The 16,566-nt window shown below is 74.4% G+C and carries 16 protein-coding genes and 1 riboswitch; of the genes, 7 read left to right on the forward strand and 9 right to left on the reverse strand.

Annotated features, from left to right (window positions below; translation table 11 throughout):
• Nucleotides 1-9 precede the first annotated feature (9 nt).
• On the reverse strand, nt 10-567 hold the full coding sequence (locus tag ANAEK_RS22005) for a hypothetical protein (RefSeq protein ID WP_012528336.1): 558 nt from the start codon (nt 565-567) through the stop codon (nt 10-12).
• Between the two features lie 255 nt (nt 568-822).
• On the opposite strand from ANAEK_RS22005, the gene glnA reads away from it, so the two are divergent.
• Nucleotides 823-2,247 (forward strand): type I glutamate--ammonia ligase, encoded by a 1,425-nt coding sequence (gene glnA / locus ANAEK_RS22010; RefSeq protein ID WP_011423298.1) that lies wholly within the window; start codon nt 823-825, stop codon nt 2,245-2,247.
• A 70-nt stretch (nt 2,248-2,317) separates the two neighbouring features.
• Here the strand turns inward: glnA and ANAEK_RS22015 are convergent, their stop codons facing one another.
• Complete coding sequence (locus ANAEK_RS22015; RefSeq protein WP_012528337.1) at nt 2,318-2,956, reverse strand: hypothetical protein; 639 nt, start codon at nt 2,954-2,956, stop codon at nt 2,318-2,320.
• A gap of 88 nt (nt 2,957-3,044) precedes the next feature.
• Nucleotides 3,045-3,112, forward strand: a riboswitch (guanidine-III (ykkC-III) riboswitch).
• 12 nt (nt 3,113-3,124) lie between these two features.
• Here ANAEK_RS22015 and sugE point away from each other — a divergent pair.
• The 4 genes from sugE to ANAEK_RS22035 all read left to right on the forward strand — a co-directional run bounded on the left by sugE (nt 3,125) and on the right by ANAEK_RS22035 (nt 7,427).
• On the forward strand, nt 3,125-3,445 hold the full coding sequence (gene sugE / locus ANAEK_RS22020; RefSeq protein WP_012528338.1) for a quaternary ammonium compound efflux SMR transporter SugE: 321 nt from the start codon (nt 3,125-3,127) through the stop codon (nt 3,443-3,445).
• Between the two features lie 131 nt (nt 3,446-3,576).
• Nucleotides 3,577-4,836 (forward strand): MFS transporter, encoded by a 1,260-nt coding sequence (locus tag ANAEK_RS22025; RefSeq protein ID WP_012528339.1) that lies wholly within the window; start codon nt 3,577-3,579, stop codon nt 4,834-4,836.
• A 114-nt stretch (nt 4,837-4,950) separates the two neighbouring features.
• The gene (locus ANAEK_RS22030) at nt 4,951-6,078 is read left to right on the forward strand and encodes a DUF2332 family protein (protein ID WP_012528340.1); all 1,128 of its coding nucleotides are present in this window, start codon (nt 4,951-4,953) and stop codon (nt 6,076-6,078) included.
• Nucleotides 6,079-6,143: 65 nt separating this feature from the next.
• Entirely contained in the window at nt 6,144-7,427 is a 1,284-nt protein-coding gene (locus tag ANAEK_RS22035) for an IS1182-like element ISAnsp1 family transposase (RefSeq protein ID WP_012525171.1), read from the forward strand.
• A gap of 226 nt (nt 7,428-7,653) precedes the next feature.
• Here ANAEK_RS22035 and ANAEK_RS22040 read toward each other — a convergent pair whose 3' ends face one another.
• From ANAEK_RS22040 to ANAEK_RS22060, 5 genes are read right to left on the reverse strand one after another with little or no spacing between them, the layout of a single operon-like run.
• Entirely contained in the window at nt 7,654-8,370 is a 717-nt protein-coding gene (locus ANAEK_RS22040; protein WP_012528341.1) for an ABC transporter ATP-binding protein, read from the reverse strand.
• Nucleotides 8,367-9,179 (reverse strand): ABC transporter ATP-binding protein, encoded by an 813-nt coding sequence (locus ANAEK_RS22045; protein WP_012528342.1) that lies wholly within the window; start codon nt 9,177-9,179, stop codon nt 8,367-8,369. Before ANAEK_RS22045 ends, ANAEK_RS22040 begins: the two co-directional genes overlap by 4 nt.
• On the reverse strand, nt 9,176-10,234 hold the full coding sequence (locus tag ANAEK_RS22050) for a branched-chain amino acid ABC transporter permease (RefSeq protein WP_012528343.1): 1,059 nt from the start codon (nt 10,232-10,234) through the stop codon (nt 9,176-9,178). The genes ANAEK_RS22045 and ANAEK_RS22050 overlap by 4 nt, the downstream gene beginning before the upstream one ends.
• Nucleotides 10,234-11,166, reverse strand: coding sequence for a branched-chain amino acid ABC transporter permease (locus tag ANAEK_RS22055; RefSeq protein WP_012528344.1), 933 nt, complete (start codon nt 11,164-11,166; stop codon nt 10,234-10,236). Before ANAEK_RS22055 ends, ANAEK_RS22050 begins: the two co-directional genes overlap by 1 nt.
• 27 nt (nt 11,167-11,193) lie before the next feature.
• Nucleotides 11,194-12,408, reverse strand: coding sequence for an ABC transporter substrate-binding protein (locus ANAEK_RS22060; RefSeq protein WP_012528345.1), 1,215 nt, complete (start codon nt 12,406-12,408; stop codon nt 11,194-11,196).
• 186 nt (nt 12,409-12,594) lie between these two features.
• On the opposite strand from ANAEK_RS22060, the gene ANAEK_RS22065 reads away from it, so the two are divergent.
• Both ANAEK_RS22065 and ANAEK_RS22070 read left to right on the forward strand, forming a co-directional pair.
• Nucleotides 12,595-13,953: a response regulator gene (locus ANAEK_RS22065; RefSeq protein ID WP_041454140.1), complete on the forward strand. Its 1,359-nt coding sequence runs from the start codon at nt 12,595-12,597 to the stop codon at nt 13,951-13,953.
• A gap of 130 nt (nt 13,954-14,083) precedes the next feature.
• Nucleotides 14,084-15,163: an alpha/beta hydrolase family protein gene (locus tag ANAEK_RS22070; RefSeq protein ID WP_012528347.1), complete on the forward strand. Its 1,080-nt coding sequence runs from the start codon at nt 14,084-14,086 to the stop codon at nt 15,161-15,163.
• Here ANAEK_RS22070 and ANAEK_RS22075 read toward each other — a convergent pair.
• Together ANAEK_RS22075 and nagZ are read right to left on the reverse strand one after the other, a co-directional pair.
• Complete coding sequence (locus ANAEK_RS22075; protein ID WP_012528348.1) at nt 15,057-15,365, reverse strand: hypothetical protein; 309 nt, start codon at nt 15,363-15,365, stop codon at nt 15,057-15,059. The genes ANAEK_RS22070 and ANAEK_RS22075 overlap by 107 nt on opposite strands.
• A gap of 83 nt (nt 15,366-15,448) precedes the next feature.
• Entirely contained in the window at nt 15,449-16,546 is a 1,098-nt protein-coding gene (gene nagZ / locus ANAEK_RS22080) for a beta-N-acetylhexosaminidase (protein WP_012528349.1), read from the reverse strand.
• Nucleotides 16,547-16,566 lie beyond the last annotated feature (20 nt).

Below are 16,566 nucleotides of genomic sequence, written 5' to 3' on the forward strand. Positions count from 1 at the left end.
GCAGCGCCGCTACATCGCCTCGACCAGGATCGACGCCTGCCGGGTGCCCTCGGGCAGCCCGGCGAGCGCCCGCGCGGTGCGCAGGCCGGTCGCGCCCTCGCGGGCCACCGCGCCCGCCGCCGCGAGCACGCGCGCGTAGTCGAGCCCGTCGTCGGGCGCGCACACCGCGAAGAAGCGCTGCGGGCCCGGCTCCGGCGACGCCTGCACCTGGATGTCGAGCGGGCCGTGCGACTCCGGCGCCGCGACGATCGGGTGGATCCGCTGGACGCGGCCGGCCGCGTCCACCGCCACCAGCCACAGCGGGCAGGGGCCGTCGGGCTCGAGCTCCAGGTAGAGGCTCGCCCCGGCGCGGACGCTGGCGCCATCGGGGAGCGGCTGCGCGGCGCCGGGCCGGCCACCCCAGGCCGACAGGGCGAGCGCGGCGGGGTGCGGGACGGCGGAGCGGAGCACGGCCACCACCGCGACGGCGGTGAGGAGGAACGTTCCGAGCGGCACCAGCGCCGCCACCAGGCGCGGCGGGGAGGGGCGCGGAGGCGGGCTGGCGCTGGCGCGATTCGCTGCGTTCACGGCGTTTCCTCGTCCCGAGCGCTCCGGCCGGGGCGGCGAGCGTACATGGGGTCGGCCCCGCGGCGCCACGCCGCGCGGGCTTCTGTCGCATCATACACCCATCGAGGTGCCTGGAAATCGAGCAGCCGTTGGCCGGGTTTGAGTCACGACCCGCCGGAGATCCGCGGATCTGGGCGCGTCAGCGGCTCGCCGGCGTGGCATGAGCCGTGCTAACTGGGCCGGCCAACAACCCCGCAGGCCGTGGAGATCCTCGCGATGGCGAAACTCACCCCGAAGGCGGTCCTGGACCTGGCCAAGGAGCGCAAGGCCACGTACGTGGACCTCAAGTTCATGGACTTCGTCGGGATCTGGCAGCACTTCTCGATCCCGCTCTACGAGCTCAGCGAGGACGTGTTCGAGGCCGGTCTCGGCTTCGACGGCTCCTCGATCCGCGGCTGGCAGGCGATCCACGCCTCCGACATGCTCGTGGTCCCCGACGCGGACACGGCCGCGATCGATCCGTTCATGGCGGAGCCGACGCTCTCGCTCATCTGCAACGTGGTCGACCCGATCACGAAGGAGCCGTACTCGCGCGACCCGCGCAACATCGCCATCAAGGCGGAGAAGTACCTGAAGTCCACCGGCCTCGGCGACACCGCGTTCTTCGGCCCCGAGCCCGAGTTCTTCGTGTTCGACGAGGTCCGCTACGACCACGGCGTGAACCACGCGTTCTACAAGCTCGACTCGGTCGAGGGGCAGTGGAACACCGGCCGCGAGGAGCCGGGCGGCAACCTCGGCTACAAGCCCCGCTACAAGGAGGGCTACTTCCCGGTCGGCCCCACCGACTCGCAGCAGGACCTGCGCACCGAGATGTGCCGGGTGATGGAGTCGGTCGGCATCCACGTGGAGCGGCAGCACCACGAGGTCGCCACCGCCGGCCAGGCCGAGATCGACATCCGCTTCGACTCGCTGGTGAAGTGCGCCGACAACCTCCAGTGGTTCAAGTACATCATCAAGAACGTGGCGCGCCGGCACGGCAAGACCGTGACCTTCATGCCGAAGCCGCTCTACGGCGACAACGGCTCCGGCATGCACGTGCACCAGTCGATCTGGAAGGCCGGCAAGCCGCTGTTCGCGGGCGACGGCTACGCGGGCCTGTCCGAGATGGCGATGTACTACATCGGCGGCATCCTCAAGCACGGGCCGGCGCTGGCCGCGCTCTGCAACCCCTCCACGAACAGCTACAAGCGGCTCGTGCCCGGGTTCGAGGCGCCGGTGAACCTGGCCTACTCGGCCCGCAACCGCTCCGCGTCGATCCGCATCCCGATGTACTCGCCGTCGCCCAAGGCGAAGCGCATCGAGTTCCGCTCGCCCGACCCGGCCTGCAACGGCTACCTGGCGTTCGCGGCCATGCTGATGGCCGGCCTCGACGGCATCGAGAACAAGATCAACCCCGGCCAGCCGCTCGACAAGGACATCTACGGCATGTCGCCGGAGGAGCTGAAGGACATCCCGAAGATGCCGGGCTCGCTCGACGAGGCGCTCGAGTGCCTCCGCAAGGACCACAAGTTCCTGCTGAAGGGCGACGTCTTCACCGAGGACGTGATCGAGACCTGGATCCAGTACAAGTACGACAAGGAGATCACCCCGGTCCGCATGCGCCCGAGCCCGATGGAGTTCGCGCTGTACTTCGACATCTAGGCGCGACCGAGGTCCCGCAGCACCGGGCGGCCGTCCGCGAGGGCGGCCGCCCTTCGTTTGCGTCGCGCATTCACCGCCAGGCGAGGGCCGGATCGCGCAGCGGGCGGGCGCGCGTGGCCGGCCCGTCTTCCCCGGGCGACGCCGCCGCGGGCCCCGGCGGCGCTGCCACCGGCGCCCCGGCCATCACGATGCGCGAGACCACCCACGGCGCCAGCACGAGCTCCGTGGCGAGCGCCGCCGGCGGGAGCGCGGACGCCGCCGCGAAGCCGAGCAGCCGCACGCCGAAGCAGGCCCAGTACGCCGCGAGCGTGCGCTCGCGCCCCGCCACCCGCTGCGCCGCCCACACCGTCACGGCGGGCGTGACCGCGAGGAAGCCGCCCAGGCCGACGAGCGCGAGCGTCAGCCCGCCCGCGTCCGCGCTGGCCTCGCCGTCCCAGAGATCTCCGAACAGCTGCACCATGCCGATGGCGAAGAGGCCCGCGAACAGGACGTCCGAGGCCGCCGCGCCCGCCGCCGCCGCGCCGTAGACCCGCCACGGGCCGGGCGCGCCCACCGGCGGCGGCGCGGACAGGTCGGGCGGGACGGGTGCGGCCGCGGCGCCGGGCGGCGCGACCTCCGGCGGCGCGGGCGGCGCCACGTCCACGTCCGGTGAATCGACCGGCGCCGCCACCGCGGCGGCGAGCCGGAGCGCGAGCGCGCACGCGAGCATCGGTCCCCCCGCTCCACCGACCCCGCCATCATCCCGGACCGGCGGCGCACCCCGCTTGCCCCGACGCGGGGAGCGGGATATCTCGGACCTGGCCGCGCGACCCCGCGCGACCCCGGACGAGGCGCGTCGTACCCGGTGACGACAAGACGACGCGAGGAGGAACGCCTCGTGCCCTGGATCTACCTCGTCGTCGCCGGCCTGCTCGAGACGGGCTGGGCCATCGGCCTCAAGTACACCGACGGCTTCCGCCGCCCGGTGCCCTCGCTGCTGACCGCGCTCGCCATCGTCGCGAGCATGTGGCTGCTCGGGCTCGCCGCGCGCGACCTGCCCATCGGCACGGCCTACGCGGTGTGGGTCGGCATCGGCGCCACCGGGGCCGCCATCCTCGGCGTGGTGCTGCTCGGCGAGCCGCTCAGCGTGGCGCGGGCCGCGTTCCTCGGGCTGCTCGTGGTCTCGATCGTCGGCCTGAAGCTCACCGCCGCGTCCTGAGGGCGATCCGCTCACGTCGATCCGCCCGCGGTCCGGCGGGCTCACCGCGAGCCCGTCGAAGGGCGCGCCTCCCCCGCGCAGGAACGCGCCGTGGCGGCCCGCCGGTCCGTTTGATACATGCACGGAGCGTCGTGATCCCCCCGCCCGCCAGCCTCCGCGCCGCCCTCGGCGGCCTGCCCCGCACCTTCTGGATGGTGTGGGCCGGCATGCTGGTGAACCGGATGGCGAGCTTCGTGGCGCCGTTCCTGGCGCTGTTCCTGGTCCGCGAGCGCGGGTTCGACGCGGCCGAGGCGGGCCGGATCGTGGCGCTGTACGGGCTGGGCGTCATGGTGGCCGGGCCGCTCGGCGGCACGCTCGCCGACCGGCTCGGGCGCCGCCCCACCATGCTGCTCGGCCTCGTCACCGGCGCGCTCTCGGTGGCCGCGCTGGCGTGGACGCGCGCCCCGGCGGCGCTCGCCGCGCTCGCGTTCGTGAACGGGGCCACCGGCGAGATCTACCGGCCCGCCATGAACGCGGTGGTGGCGGACGTGGTCGCGCCGGCCGAGCGCACCCGCGCCTACGGCCTCGTGTACTGGGCCATCAACATGGGCTGGTCCATCGGCCTGTCGGTGGCGGGCCTGTTCGCGGAGCGGCACATCGCCTGGCTGTTCCTCGTGGACGCGATCACCTCGCTCACGTTCGCCGGCGTGCTCGCGCTGACCGTGCCGGAGACCCGCCCCGCCGGCGTCGAGCCCGCGCCCGCGCTGGCCGGGCTCGCGCAGGTGTTCCGCGACCGGGTGTTCGTGGTGTTCATCGCGCTCGCGCTCGGCGGGCTGGTGGTGTTCACGCAGTTCCAGCTCGCCGCGCCGCTCGACATGGCCGCGCACGGGGTCGGTCCGTCCGGCTTCGCCTGGCTCATGGCGCTGAACGGGGTGGGCGTGGTGGTGCTCCAGCCGCTGCTCGGGGCGCGCCTGCGCCGGTACGAGCCCTCTCGCGCGCTCGCCGCCTCGGCGCTGCTGTTCGGGATCGGCTTCGGCGTGAACGCGCTCGGCGGCAGCGTGCCGCTGTACGTCGTGGGCGTCATGCTGTGGACGCTCGGCGAGGTGGTCGGGTTCCCGGTCGCGAACGCGGTGGTGGCCGACCTCTCGCCGGCCGCGCTGCGCGGGCGCTACCAGGGCGCGTACTCCATGAGCTGGGGGGTCGCGTTCACGCTCTCGCCGCTCGTCGGCGGCGAGGTGATGAGCCGCTTCGGCGCGCGCACGCTCTGGATCGGCGCGCTCGTGCTCGGCGCCATCCTCGCCGCCGGCCACCTCGCCGCCGCCCCCGCCCGCCGGCGCCGGCTCGCGGCGGACCGGCCGGGCGCCCCGGGTGGCGCCGCGCTCGACCGCGCGGCCGCCGCGCAGCAGGGCTGAGCCTCCCCCGCCGCGCCGTCCACCCGGCGGCCGGCGTCCCTTCCCCGGGGCCGCCCCGGGCCGCCGCCTCGCGGCGTCCGCAGCTTGGGTCCGGGATCGACCGGAGGACGGGCCATGCCGCGCACCGGCATCGACGGGCTGGCGGAGGAGCTCTCCCGCGCGCGGGCGGCGATGCGAGCGCGCTCGCCCGCGGACGCGCGGGCGCTGGAGCTGCTCGTGGACGTGCTCGCCGGCCGCGCCGGGCGTGCCCTCGCCGCCGCCTGGGACGAGCGACGGTTCCAGGCGCCCTGCGAGCGAGCGGGCCTCCTCCTCGCGGCGCTGCGGGCGGAGGCGCGCGCCGGCGGCCCCGGCCACCCGCTCTGGCCCGGGCTCGGCGCGGAGACGCCGCGGCCCGCGGCGCTCGATGCGGCGGCGCTGGAGGCGGTGCTCGCCCGGCCGGACGACCGGCTGGTGGACGCGCTGGCGCGGCGGAGCGCCCGCGAGGAGGATCCGGCGCGCGCGATCGCCTGGCGCTGGCCGGCGGCGCTCGCCGGCGCGGGCGGGGGCGGGCGGCCGGTGGCGCTCGCGGAGCTGGGGTCGGTGGCGGGGCTGGGCCTCGTCGCCGACGACCTCGCGGCCCCGTGGACGTTCCCCGACGGCGGGCCGGTGCCGGTGGCGGCCGGCGTGCGCGCGGTGGGGCGGCTCGGGCTGGATCCGGCGCCGCTCGACGCCGCCCAGGACGAGGACGCGGCCTGGCTGCGCGCCTGCGTCCCCGCCGGCGACCGCGCCGCGATGGGCCGGCTCGACGCGGCCATCGCCGCCCTCCGGGCCGCGCGGCCGCGGCCCGACGCGCCGGTGCTGACACCGGTGGCGCTCGCGTCGGCGCCGGAGCGGCTGGCGCTGCTGTCCGCCACCGCGCCGGGCGCGCTGGTGATCGCGTGGCAGGCCCTGCTCCGGCCCCGGCTCGGACGCGAGGAGCGGGCCGAGCTCCAGGCCGGCATGCGCGCCTGGCTCGCGACGCACCGGCCCGGCACGGCGCTGTGGGTCGAGCTGGAGCGGGCGCCGGGCGCGCACGCGCTCGGCCCGGGCCGCGCGGCGCTCCTCACCGCGCACGTGCGGGTGCCCGACGGCGGGCTCCGCTCCGTCCGCCTGGCGCGCTGCGCGCTCGAGCCGTCGGTGGTGGTGCCGGAGCCCGGCGCGGCCGAGGCGCTGGCGGCGCTCCTCGCCGCGCCGGCCGCGGGGACGGCGGCGGCGGCGCCCTGAGAGAGCGTGAAGAAATCGGCCGGCGCCCATGGACCTAGGACGGCCGGCCGTGATCTTCTCGGGGCGTGAGCGAGCACGACGCGCCGCGGGTGGTGAGGCCGGTCCGGAACCAGCTGTCGTTGCAGCCGACCGACCTTGAGGCATTGGTCGCGGACGAGCATCCGGTTCGCGCCATCTGGGGGCTCGTTGAGCGGCTAGATCTCTCGGCGTTCTACGACGAGATCGCGTCGAGGGGCAGCAACGCGGGGCGACCGGCGACCGACCCGGCGGTGCTGCTGGCGCTGTGGCTGTTCGCGAACTCCGAGGGCGTGGGGAGCGCCCGGCTGCTGGAGCGGCTTTGCGAGCGGGATGCGCCGTACCGCTGGATCTGCGGCGGAGTGCCGGTGAACCACCACACGCTCGCCGACTTCCGCGTGATTCACGGCAAGAAGCTCGACCGGCTCATGACGCAGGTGCTCGCCGCGCTGATGAAGGAAGGCGTAGTGCAGCTGAAGCGCGTGGCGCAGGACGGAATGAAGGTCCGCGCGAGCGCCGGGGCGGCGAGCTTCCGGCGTCGGCAATCGCTCGAGCGGTGCCGCAACGAGGCCGAGGAGCAGGTCCGCAAGCTCCGCCGCGAGATCAGCGAAGATCCGTCCGCATCGACGAAGCGAGTGACAGCCGCGAAGGAGCGCGCGGCGAAGGCGCGGCTCGACGCCATCGACGCTGCGCTTGCGGAGATTGGTGAGGTCGAGGAGGAGCGTGCCGAGCGCGACGAGAAGAAGCCGTCAGACGCGAGACGCCGCGGTGAGATCCGCGTGAGCACGACGGACGCCGAGAGCCGCGTGATGAAGATGGCCGACGGCGGCTTTCGCCCCGCGTACAACGTGCAGCTCGCGACGGACGAGAGCGGCTTCATCGTCGGCGCGGACGTGACGAACAACGGCACCGACCAGCCACACGTCGTGCCGATGCTCGACGAGATCCAGCGCCGCACCGGCGAGGCGCCACGCGAGTACCTGGTCGACGGCGGCTTCGTGACCCTCGACAACATCGAGGCGATCGCGGAGCGCGGCGCGACCGCCTACGCGCCGCTGCCGAAGTCGAAGAGCAAGGACGTCGACCCTCACGCTCCGAAGCGGAACGACCCGCCCGCGGTCGGTGCGTGGCGCATACGGATGGGCACCGAGGATGCGAAGCGCGTCTACATCCAGCGCGGCGTGCTCGCTGAGCGGACGAACGCGGATCTCCGGGCGCACCGAGGTCTCGACCGGCTGAACGTCCGTGGGCTCGTGAAGGTGAAAACCGTGGTGCTGCTGGCCGCCATCAGCTTCAACGTGATGCGGCTCATCGCGAGCGGGCTCTCGGCCTGACCGGCGTCTCCGGGCGCCCACTTCGGGCGCCCGAACCAGGGTCCTGACCGGGCAGCATCGGACTTCGGCCGGCCGAACCGCCGCCGCTGCCCCCCCGGACTCGGGCGCGTCTCGACTCCGCGGCGCCTCCGGCGCCGCCACGCTCGACGCGAACGGATTACTTCACGGTCCCTGAGCGCACGCACGTGACCCCATCCCCTCCGGTCGCCGCGGCGGCCGATCCGCGTCACTCCCCGAGGTAGGCCTTGCGCACCTCGGGCGAGGCGAGCAGCTCTGCGCCGGTGCCCTGCATCACGATGTTGCCGGTCTCGAGCACGTAGGCGCGGTGGGCGAGCTGGAGCGCCTTGTGCGCGTTCTGCTCCACGAGCAGCAGCGCCACGCCCTCGCGGTTCACCTCGCGCAGCACGGTGAAGATCTTCTCGACCACCTGCGGCGCGAGCCCGAGCGACGGCTCGTCGAGCAGCATGAGGCGGGGCTTGCTCATGAGCGCGCGGGCCACCGCCAGCATCTGCTGCTCGCCCCCGGAGAGCGTGCCGCACACCTGCGTGCGCCGCTCCGCCAGGATGGGGAAGAGCGCGTAGGCGCGCTCGGCGTCGCGCAGGATCCCGGGGCGATCGCGGCGCAGGTACGCGCCCAGCTCCAGGTTCTCGCGGACGGTCAGGTTGAGGAAGATGCCGCGCCCCTCCGGCGCGTGCGCCATGCCGCGCGCCACCAGCGCGTGCGAGGGCAGGCGGGTCACGTCCTCGCCGCGGAAGCGCACCGCGCCCGCGGAGGCGCGGAGCATGCGGGAGACGGCGCGCAGCGTGGTGGTCTTGCCGGCGCCGTTCGCGCCGATGAGCGCCACCACCTGGCCGTCCGGCACCTCGAGCGAGAGGCCGCGCAGCGCCTCGATGGCGCCGTAGTGCACCCGCAGCCCCTCGACCTGCAGGATGGGCCCGCTCACGGGTGCGCCCCCGGCCCGGCGGGCCGCTCGATGTGCTTCTCCTCGAGGTACGCGTCGCCCAGGTACGCCTCGATCACCTTCGGATCCTTCCGGATCGCCTCGGGCTTCCCCTCCGCGATGGTGACGCCGTGGTCGAGCACCAGCACGCGCTCGGAGACGCCCATCACGAGCCGCATGTCGTGCTCGATCACCAGGATGGCGAGGCCGAAGCGGTCGCGGAGGTCGCGGATGAGCGCCATGAGCTCGAGCTTCTCGGCCGCGTTCATGCCCGCGGCCGGCTCGTCCAGGCACAGCACCTTCGGCCCGGTGGCGAGCGCGCGCGCGATCTCGAGGCGCCGCTGCTCGCCGTAGGGCAGGTTGCGGGCGATCTCGTCGCGGCGGTGCGAGAGCCCCATCACCTCGAGGTAGCGCTCGGCGCGCTCGAGGATGCGGGCCTCCTCCTCGCGGTGGCGCGCGGTGAGCAGGAGCGCGTCGAAGAAGCCGGTGTGCGCGCCGGCGTGGCAGGCGATGCGCACGTTGTCGAGCGCCGACAGCTCGCGGAACAGCCGGATGTTCTGGAACGTGCGGGCGATGCCGCGGGCGCAGATCTGGTGGGGCCGGAGCCCGTTCACCACCTGCCCGGCCACCACCACCTCGCCCTCGCTGGGCCGGTACACGCCGGTGATGGCGTTGAAGGCGGTGGTCTTGCCGGCGCCGTTCGGCCCGATGAGCCCGACCAGCTCGCCGGGCGCGAGCGACAGGCTGAAGGACGAGAGCGCCTTCAGGCCGCCGAAGCGCATGGTGACCGACTTCACGAGGAGCGGGATCACCGGCGGCCCCCGTGGGTGGAGTCGTCGCGCACCGCGGTGGGCGAGGCGCCCTCCGGGCCGGTGGAGGCGCGCCCGCCGAACGGGCGCGGCCGGGGCAGGCGGCGGAACGGCGCCAGGTCCCACAGCTCGCGGGTGCCGAAGATGCCCTGGGGCCGGAGCAGCATGAGCACGATGAGGCCGGCCGCGTAGGCGACCATGCGGTACTGCTGGAACTCGCGCAGGCCCTCGAGCGCCACCGTGAGCACCACCGCCGCCACCACCGAGCCGGTGATGGAGCCGAGGCCGCCCAGCACCACCATCACCACCACCTCGATCGAGCGCACGAACGTGAACATGCGCGGGGTGGTGAGCAGGATGGCGTGGGCGATGAGCCCGCCGGCCAGGCCCGCGTACGCGGAGGAGATCACGAACGCGCGCACCTTGTAGCCGGTGGTGTCCACGCCCATGGCCTCGGCCGCCACCTCGTCCTCGCGGATGGCGAACAGCGCGCGCCCCTGCGTCGAGACCGCGAGCCGCCGCGCCATCACCACCGTGGCGATGGCCGAGACGCCCACCCAGGCGATGTTGGTGTAGGGCGGCAGGCCGGAGAGGCCGGTGGCCTGGCCCAGGAACTTCATGTTCTCGATGAGGGAGCGGATGATCTCGCCGAAGCCGAGCGTGACGATGGCGAGGTAGTCGCCGCGCAGGCGCAGGGACGGCATGCCCACCAGGAACCCGGCCGCCGCCGCGGTGGCCATGGAGGCCGCGAGCGCCAGCGCGAACACGAGCTGGTCGGAGACGGCCGCGGGCAGGAAGGCGAGCTGCACGCCGGAGAACGCCAGCGTGATCTTGGCCGCGGTGTAGGCGCCCACCGCCATGAAGCCGGCGTGGCCCAGGCTGAACTGGCCGGTGAAGCCGTTCACCACGTTGAGCGAGACCGCCAGGATCACGTTCACGCCCACGTTCACGAGGATGAGCGTGTAGTCGGGCGGCGAGAACGCCTGGAACACGAGCAGGATGGGCAGGCCCACCGCGAACGGCAGGACGGAGCGGAGGACGGCCCGGGCGCGCGCCACTAGACCTTCTCCACGGTGGCGCGGCCGAACAGCCCCTCGGGCCGGACCAGCAGCACCAGGATGAGCACGGTGAACGCGATGGCGTCGCGGTACTGCGAGCTGGTGTAGCCCGCCACGTACTCCTCGGTGAGCCCGAGCACGAGCCCGCCCACCATGGCGCCCGGCACCGACCCGATGCCGCCGAGCACCGCCGCCACGAACGCCTTCAGGCCGCTCATCAGGCCGAACAGCGGCTCGATCTTCGGCCGCGAGGAGGCGTTGATGATGCCGGCCGCGGCGGCGAGCGCGCTGCCGAGCACGAACGTCCAGGAGATGATCCGGTTCACCGGGATGCCCATGAGGCCGGCGACCTGCGGGTCGAACGAGGCGGCGCGCATCGCCATGCCGAAGCGGGTGCGGTAGACGATGAGCTGCAGGCCGATCATGAGCAGCAGCGCCACCAGCAGGCCGAGCAGGTCGATGCGCGGCACGGTGACGCCGAGGAAGGTGAGCGGCTCGCCCAGCTCGAGCAGCGCCGGGAAGAAGCGCGGGCTCGGGCCGGGCGGGAACTCCACCGGCGAGCGCACGATGGGCGAGAGCTGGAAGCCGTACTCGAGCAGGAACGACACGCCGATGGCGGTGATGAGCGCGGTGAGCCGGGCGCGGTTGCGGAGCGGCCGGTAGGCGAAGCGCTCGATGACGTAGCCGAGCGCGCCGCAGATCGCCATCGCGCCCAGGGTGACGAGCGCGGCGCCCACCATCCCCGGCGCGCGATCCGTGCCGGTGACGCTGCCCAGGTAGTACCCGGCGAACGCGCCCACCATGTACACGTCGCCGTGGGCGAAGTTGATGAGCTTCAGGACGCCGTAGACCATCGTGTAGCCCAGCGCGATCAGGGCGTAGATGGTCCCGAGCGACAGGCCGTTGACGAGGTGCTGCAGGAACTCGGTCACGCCGGATCGGTCTCCGCGGCCCGGCCGCTACTTCGTGGCCTGCGGCTGGTCCGGCTGCACGGTCGCCACGTAGTGGCCGGCGTTGCCCTTGATCTCGAGGACCACCGCCGGCTTCACCGCGTCGTGGTCGGCGTCGATCGAGATGACGCCGGTGACGCCGGGGTAGTCGCGCGTGGCGGCGAGCGCGTCGCGGATGGCCTCGCCGGAGAGGTCCTTCGCGCGCCCCATGGCGTCGGCGGCGATGCGGGCCGCGTCGTAGCCCTGGGCGGCGAGCGAGTCCGGCACGCTGCCGAAGCGCTCCTTGTAGCGCTTCACGAAGTCCTGGATGCGCGGCGCGGGATCCTCGGGCGAGTAGTGGTTCGAGAAGTACGAGCCCTCGAGCGCCTTCCCGCCGATCTCGTAGAGGCGCGCCGAGTCCCAGCCGTCGCCGCCCATGAGCGGCTGCTTCATGCCCAGCTCGCGCGCCTGGCGGGCGATGAGCGCCACGTCGGTGTAGTAGCCGGGGACGTAGATGGCCTCGGGGCCCTTGCCCTTGATGGTGGTGAGCTGCGCCTTGAAGTCCTGGTCGCCGGCCTTGTAGCTCTGGTCGTCCACGATGGTGCCGCCGAGCTCCTTGAACTTCGCCAGGAAGAAGTCGGCGAGGCCCATCGAGTAGTCGTTGCCCACGTCGCGGAGCACCGCCACGCGCGAGATCTTCAGGTGGTCGCGGGCGAACTTCGCCATCACCGTCCCCTGGAACGGGTCGATGAAGCACACGCGGAACACGAACGGCCGCACCCGGCCGTTCTCCTTGGTGACGCGCGGGTTCGTGGAGGACGGCGTGATCATCGGGACGTGGTTCGCGTCGGCGATGGGCGCCATGGCGAGCGAGCGGGTGGAGGCGACCTCGCCGAGCAGCACCGAGACGCGGTCCTGGAGCACGAGCCGCGTCGCCGCGATGGCGGACTCCTCCGGCTTTCCCTGGTTGTCGTAGGTCTTGAGCGCGAGCGGCTTGCCCTTCACGCCGCCCTTCGCGTTGACCTCCTCGATGGCGAGCTGGATGCCCTTGTCGGTCGAGTCGCCGAAGGTGGCCTCCGAGCCGGTGAGCGAGCCGACGTGGCCGAGGAGGATCCGGTCGCCGGTCGCGGCCGCTCCGGCCCCGCCGGGCCCGGGGGCGGCGGCGCCCTCCGGCTTCTTCTTCTCGCAGGCGAGGACGGCCAGGGCGGCGACGACGAGGGGCAGCGCGCGGGGGAAGCGCAGCATCAGGCCTCCGAAGTGGCAGAGAAAGCACGATTTTTTAGCACACGCCCGCGGCGTGGGCCACGTTTGCGCGGTTCCACGCGCGCACCGGTCGGGGCTGACCGCACGGACGGTCCACCTGGTGTGTCCCGTGTTCACATGACGCCGTCGTTGATCGGTGGCCTGACCCGCCGGTATGGTGCCGACCTGATGGCGGCGCCGACGATCCTGCTCGTGGACGACAACCAGGAGCTGCTCACGCTCCTCGCCCGCCTGGTCGAGTCGGAGGGCTGGACCCCCGTGACCGTGAACCGGGGCCGCGCCGCCATCGACCGGCTGGCGCCGGCGCCGCCCGCCGCGGCGGTGGTGGACGTGCTGCTCCCCGACATGATGGGCTACGACGTCGCCCACGCGCTCCGGAACGCGAAGGTGCCGTTCGTGTTCATGACCGGCGTCTTCAAGGGCGGCCGGGCGGCCACCGACGCGACCGCGCAGCACGGCGCCGCCGGCTACTTCGAGAAGCCGTTCGACGCCCGCAAGCTCATGGACGCGCTCCGCGCCCTGCTGCCGCCGCCCAGCGACACGCCCGCGCCCATGCGCATCCCGCCGCGCGCCGGCGCGACGCCGCCGCCGGTCCGCCGCGCGCCCGCCGCCGTCCCGGAGCCCGACTTCGACGTGGAGGTGGCGGTCGAGAACGACGAGCCGGTGGCGGCGATGGAGCTGACCGGCCGGGTGGTGGTCACCGAGGACGGCAAGGGCCCGGCGGTGCTGCGCGGCGAGGCGGTCAAGGCCGCGCCGGTGGTGCCGCCGCCGCGGCCGCGCGCGCCGGTCCCCACGCCGCGCCCGGCGGCGACGCCGGTCCCGGACCTCTCGCGCACCGAGGGCCGGCTCGAGGACAACCTCCCGCACCTCGTCACCGCGTTCCACCTGGCCCAGCAGACCGGCGCGCTCACGCTGCAGAAGGGCAAGGTGAAGAAGACGCTCTTCTTCGACGCGGGCCGGCCCTGCTTCGCCATCTCCAACCTGGTCACCGACCGCTTCGGCACGTTCCTGGTGCGGGTGGGCAAGCTCTCCTCCGCGCAGCTCGAGCAGGTGCGCGCCGAGGCCGAGCGCAGCCGCCGGCGCAGCGGCGAGATCATGGTCGAGCTGGGGCTCCTGCAGGAGACCGAGCGGCTCTACTACCTCGCACAGCAGGTGAAGTCGATCGCGTACTCGGTGTTCGCCTGGGAGGAGGGCGCGTACCGGCTGCACTTCACCGACCGCGCCACGCACGAGGCGGTGCGCATCGAGCTGCCGCCCGCCAGCCTGATCAGCCGGGGCGTGAAGAAGCTGTACCGCCCCGAGCGGCTGTTCCGGCTGCTCCAGCCGGAGGACCGCCTCATCCCCTCGGCGCAGCCCGCCTACGGGCTGCACGAGGTGGAGCTCGACCGCTGGGAGGCCGAGCTGCTGCCCAGGGTGGACGGCACCCGCACGCTCGCCGAGCTGGTCCACCTCGCCCACCGGCCCGCGCACGCGGTGTACGCGTTCCTGTACGGGCTCGTGGCGCTGCAGATCCTCGACCGGGCCTGACCGGACCCGCTCCGCCCAGCGCAAACCCGTCGAACGGGGGAGCGGACGCTCGGGGTGTGGGCGCGCGCACGAGCCGTGTACCGACTCCCCGTCTGCGGTCGCAGGTCGCACCTTTCACGAGGAGCGATCCTTGCACGTCCTCGACGTCCTCTTCGGGCTGACCGCCGCCGGGCCGCACTTCTTCGCGGACGGCTGGGGCGATCGGCGCCTGGTCGAGAAGCTCCGCCCGTTGCCCCTCGCCCGGCGGGCCCCGGCCCGCATCGACGTCTCGCTCGGTCCGCCGCGGGCCGCCCAGGGCGGCACGCTCCGCGACGGCTGCTTCCGGAGCCCGGAGTCGCGCCTGCCCGGCTGCGCCCGCGCGGCGCGCATCCAGGTGCTGCTGCCCGCCGGCCCGCTGCGCGGCGTGGCGGTGCACCTCGCGGCCTCCGGCGACCAGGGCTTCGCGATCCGGCTCCGCTTCGCCGCGCCGCTCCTCGCGCAGGGGCTCGGCGCGATCGTGCTCGAGAACGCGTTCTACGGCGCGCGCCGCCCGGAGCGCCAGGCGCGCCACGCGGTGCGCTCGGTCTCCGACCTCTACCTGATGGGCGCGGCGACGTTCCAGGAGGGCCGGGCGCTCCTCGCCTGGGCGCGCGAGGCGCTGGGCGCGCCGCGGGTGGGCGTCACCGGCTACAGCATGGGCGGGCAGCTCGCGGCCATGGTGGGCGCGTCGATGCCGTTCCCGGTGGCGACCGTGCCGCTCGCGCCGTCCTGCTCGCCGGACTCGGTGCTCCTCTCCGGCGTGCTGCGCGACGTGCCGGACTGGGCGGCGCTGGCCGGCCGCGCGGCGGATCGCGAGGCGGCCCGGCGGAAGCTGTGCGCCGGCCTCTCGCGCTTCTCGGTGTGCGCGCTGCCGCCGCCCGCCGCGCCGGGCGCCGCCATCGTGGTCGGCACCGCCGCGGACGGCGTGGTGCCGCCGGCGGAGATGGCCCGCATCGCCGCGCACTGGGGCTGCGAGCTGCGCTGGCTGCCGGCGGGCCACGTGTCGGCGGTGCTGCGCCACCAGGGCGCGATGCGCGAGGCGATCCTGGACGCGTTCCTGCGCCTCGAGGCGGCGGAGCGCGAGCTCAGGCCGGCCGCGCCGGGAAGCGCCGGTAGCGCCCGGCGTGCCAGCAGTCGAGCCAGGTCGCGGCGGGCCGGACCGAGAGGCCGGGCGCCGTCGCGGTTGCGGTAGGCGCGAAGCGCGCCGCGTCGTCCGGCGCGGCGCCGAGCTCGATGGCGTCCTCGCCCAGCCGCGCCCAGGCGTCGCCCTCGCAGCGCGGGCAGCGGAGCGTGAGCAGCGGCGCGTCGGGCAGCGCGAGCGTGCCCGCGTCGAGGATCTCGTCGGCGGTGAGCGGCGCGCGGCAGCTCGGGCAGGCGGCGGTGGGCGCGGGCACGCGAGGAACGAAATCTAGTCGAAGAGTGGGCGATTCGGAAAGTACGCGGCGCAGCCGCGTCCGCGGGACGGGGCGCAGCCCCGTCAGGCGGTCGGGTCGCGGCCGATCTCGAGCGCGGGGACGTTCTCGACCAGCGCCAGGTGCTCCGGCGTGCGCAGCCGCTCCCGCACCCGGGCCGGGTCCGGCGGCGGGCCCGCGTAGGCGAGCAGCCGACCCACCCGGCCCCGGGCCTCGGCGACCCGGTCCCCCGGGATGCGACCCGCCTCCACCGCGGCACGCACGAGGTCGATGGCCCGGTGCTGTACCGCGGGCGAGTGGCAGACGAGCAGCGCGTCCACCCCGGCCGCCACCGCGCCGGGCGCGGACTCCTCGAGCGGGAAGTGCCCGGCCACCGCCTGCATCTCCAGGTCGTCGGAGATGGCGCAGCCGTCGAAGCCGACCTCCTCGCGCAGCAGCCGCATCACCGCCGGCGAGAGCGTGGCCGGGCGGTCGCGGTCGAGCGCCTCGAACACCACGTGCGCGGTCATCACCGAGGCCACCCCGGCGCGCGCCAGCGCGCGGAACGGCGCGAGCTCCACCGCCCGGAGCCGCTCCAGCGCGTGCGGGAGGCGGGGCAGGTCGGTGTGCGAGTCCTGGCTCGTGTCGCCGTGCCCGGGGAAGTGCTTCGCGCAGGCGGCCACCCCGGCCGACTGGAGCCCGAGCGCGATGGCGGCGCCGAGGCGGCCGACCGTCTCCGGATCGCGGGACAGGCTGCGGTCGCCGATGACCGGGTTGGCGGGGTTGGTGTCCACGTCCACCACCGGCGCGTAGTCCTGGTCGATGCCGACCGCCCGCAGCTCGCGGCCGAGCAGCGCGCCCACCTCGCGCGCCAGCGCGGCGTCGCCGACCTCGCCCACCGCGCGCATGGGCGGGAGCTCGGTGAAGCCGTGGCGCGCCCGCAGCCGCGCCACCCGCCCGCCCTCCTGGTCCACCGCCACGAGCAGCGGCCGCCCCGCGGCGCGCTTCAGCTCGGCGGTGAGCGCCGCCACCTGCTCGGCGCTCTCCACGTTGCGGGCGAACAGCACCACGCCGTGGACGCCGCGGCGGATGAGCTCGAGCACCTCGGGCGAGGCGGTCTTGCCGTCGAAGCCGACGCAGAACAGGCCGGCGACCTGGGCGTCGAGGGAGGTCGGGGTGGGCACGGGCGGATCCTAGCCGAGGC

The organism is Anaeromyxobacter sp. K, assembly GCF_000020805.1.
Classification (GTDB): domain Bacteria; phylum Myxococcota; class Myxococcia; order Myxococcales; family Anaeromyxobacteraceae; genus Anaeromyxobacter; species Anaeromyxobacter dehalogenans.

What these genes read in the sequence shown, in the direction of transcription:
- glnA (WP_011423298.1), top strand. Translation starts at nt 823, where the DNA reads ATGGCGAAACTCACCCCGAAGGCGGTCCTGGACCTGGCCAAGGAGCGC.
- ANAEK_RS22015 (WP_012528337.1), bottom strand. Translation starts at nt 2,956, where the DNA reads ATGCTCGCGTGCGCGCTCGCGCTCCGGCTCGCCGCCGCGGTGGCGGCG.
- ANAEK_RS22030 (WP_012528340.1), top strand. Translation starts at nt 4,951, where the DNA reads ATGCCGCGCACCGGCATCGACGGGCTGGCGGAGGAGCTCTCCCGCGCG.
- ANAEK_RS22060 (WP_012528345.1), bottom strand. Translation starts at nt 12,408, where the DNA reads ATGCTGCGCTTCCCCCGCGCGCTGCCCCTCGTCGTCGCCGCCCTGGCC.
- ANAEK_RS22065 (WP_041454140.1), top strand. Translation starts at nt 12,595, where the DNA reads ATGGCGGCGCCGACGATCCTGCTCGTGGACGACAACCAGGAGCTGCTC.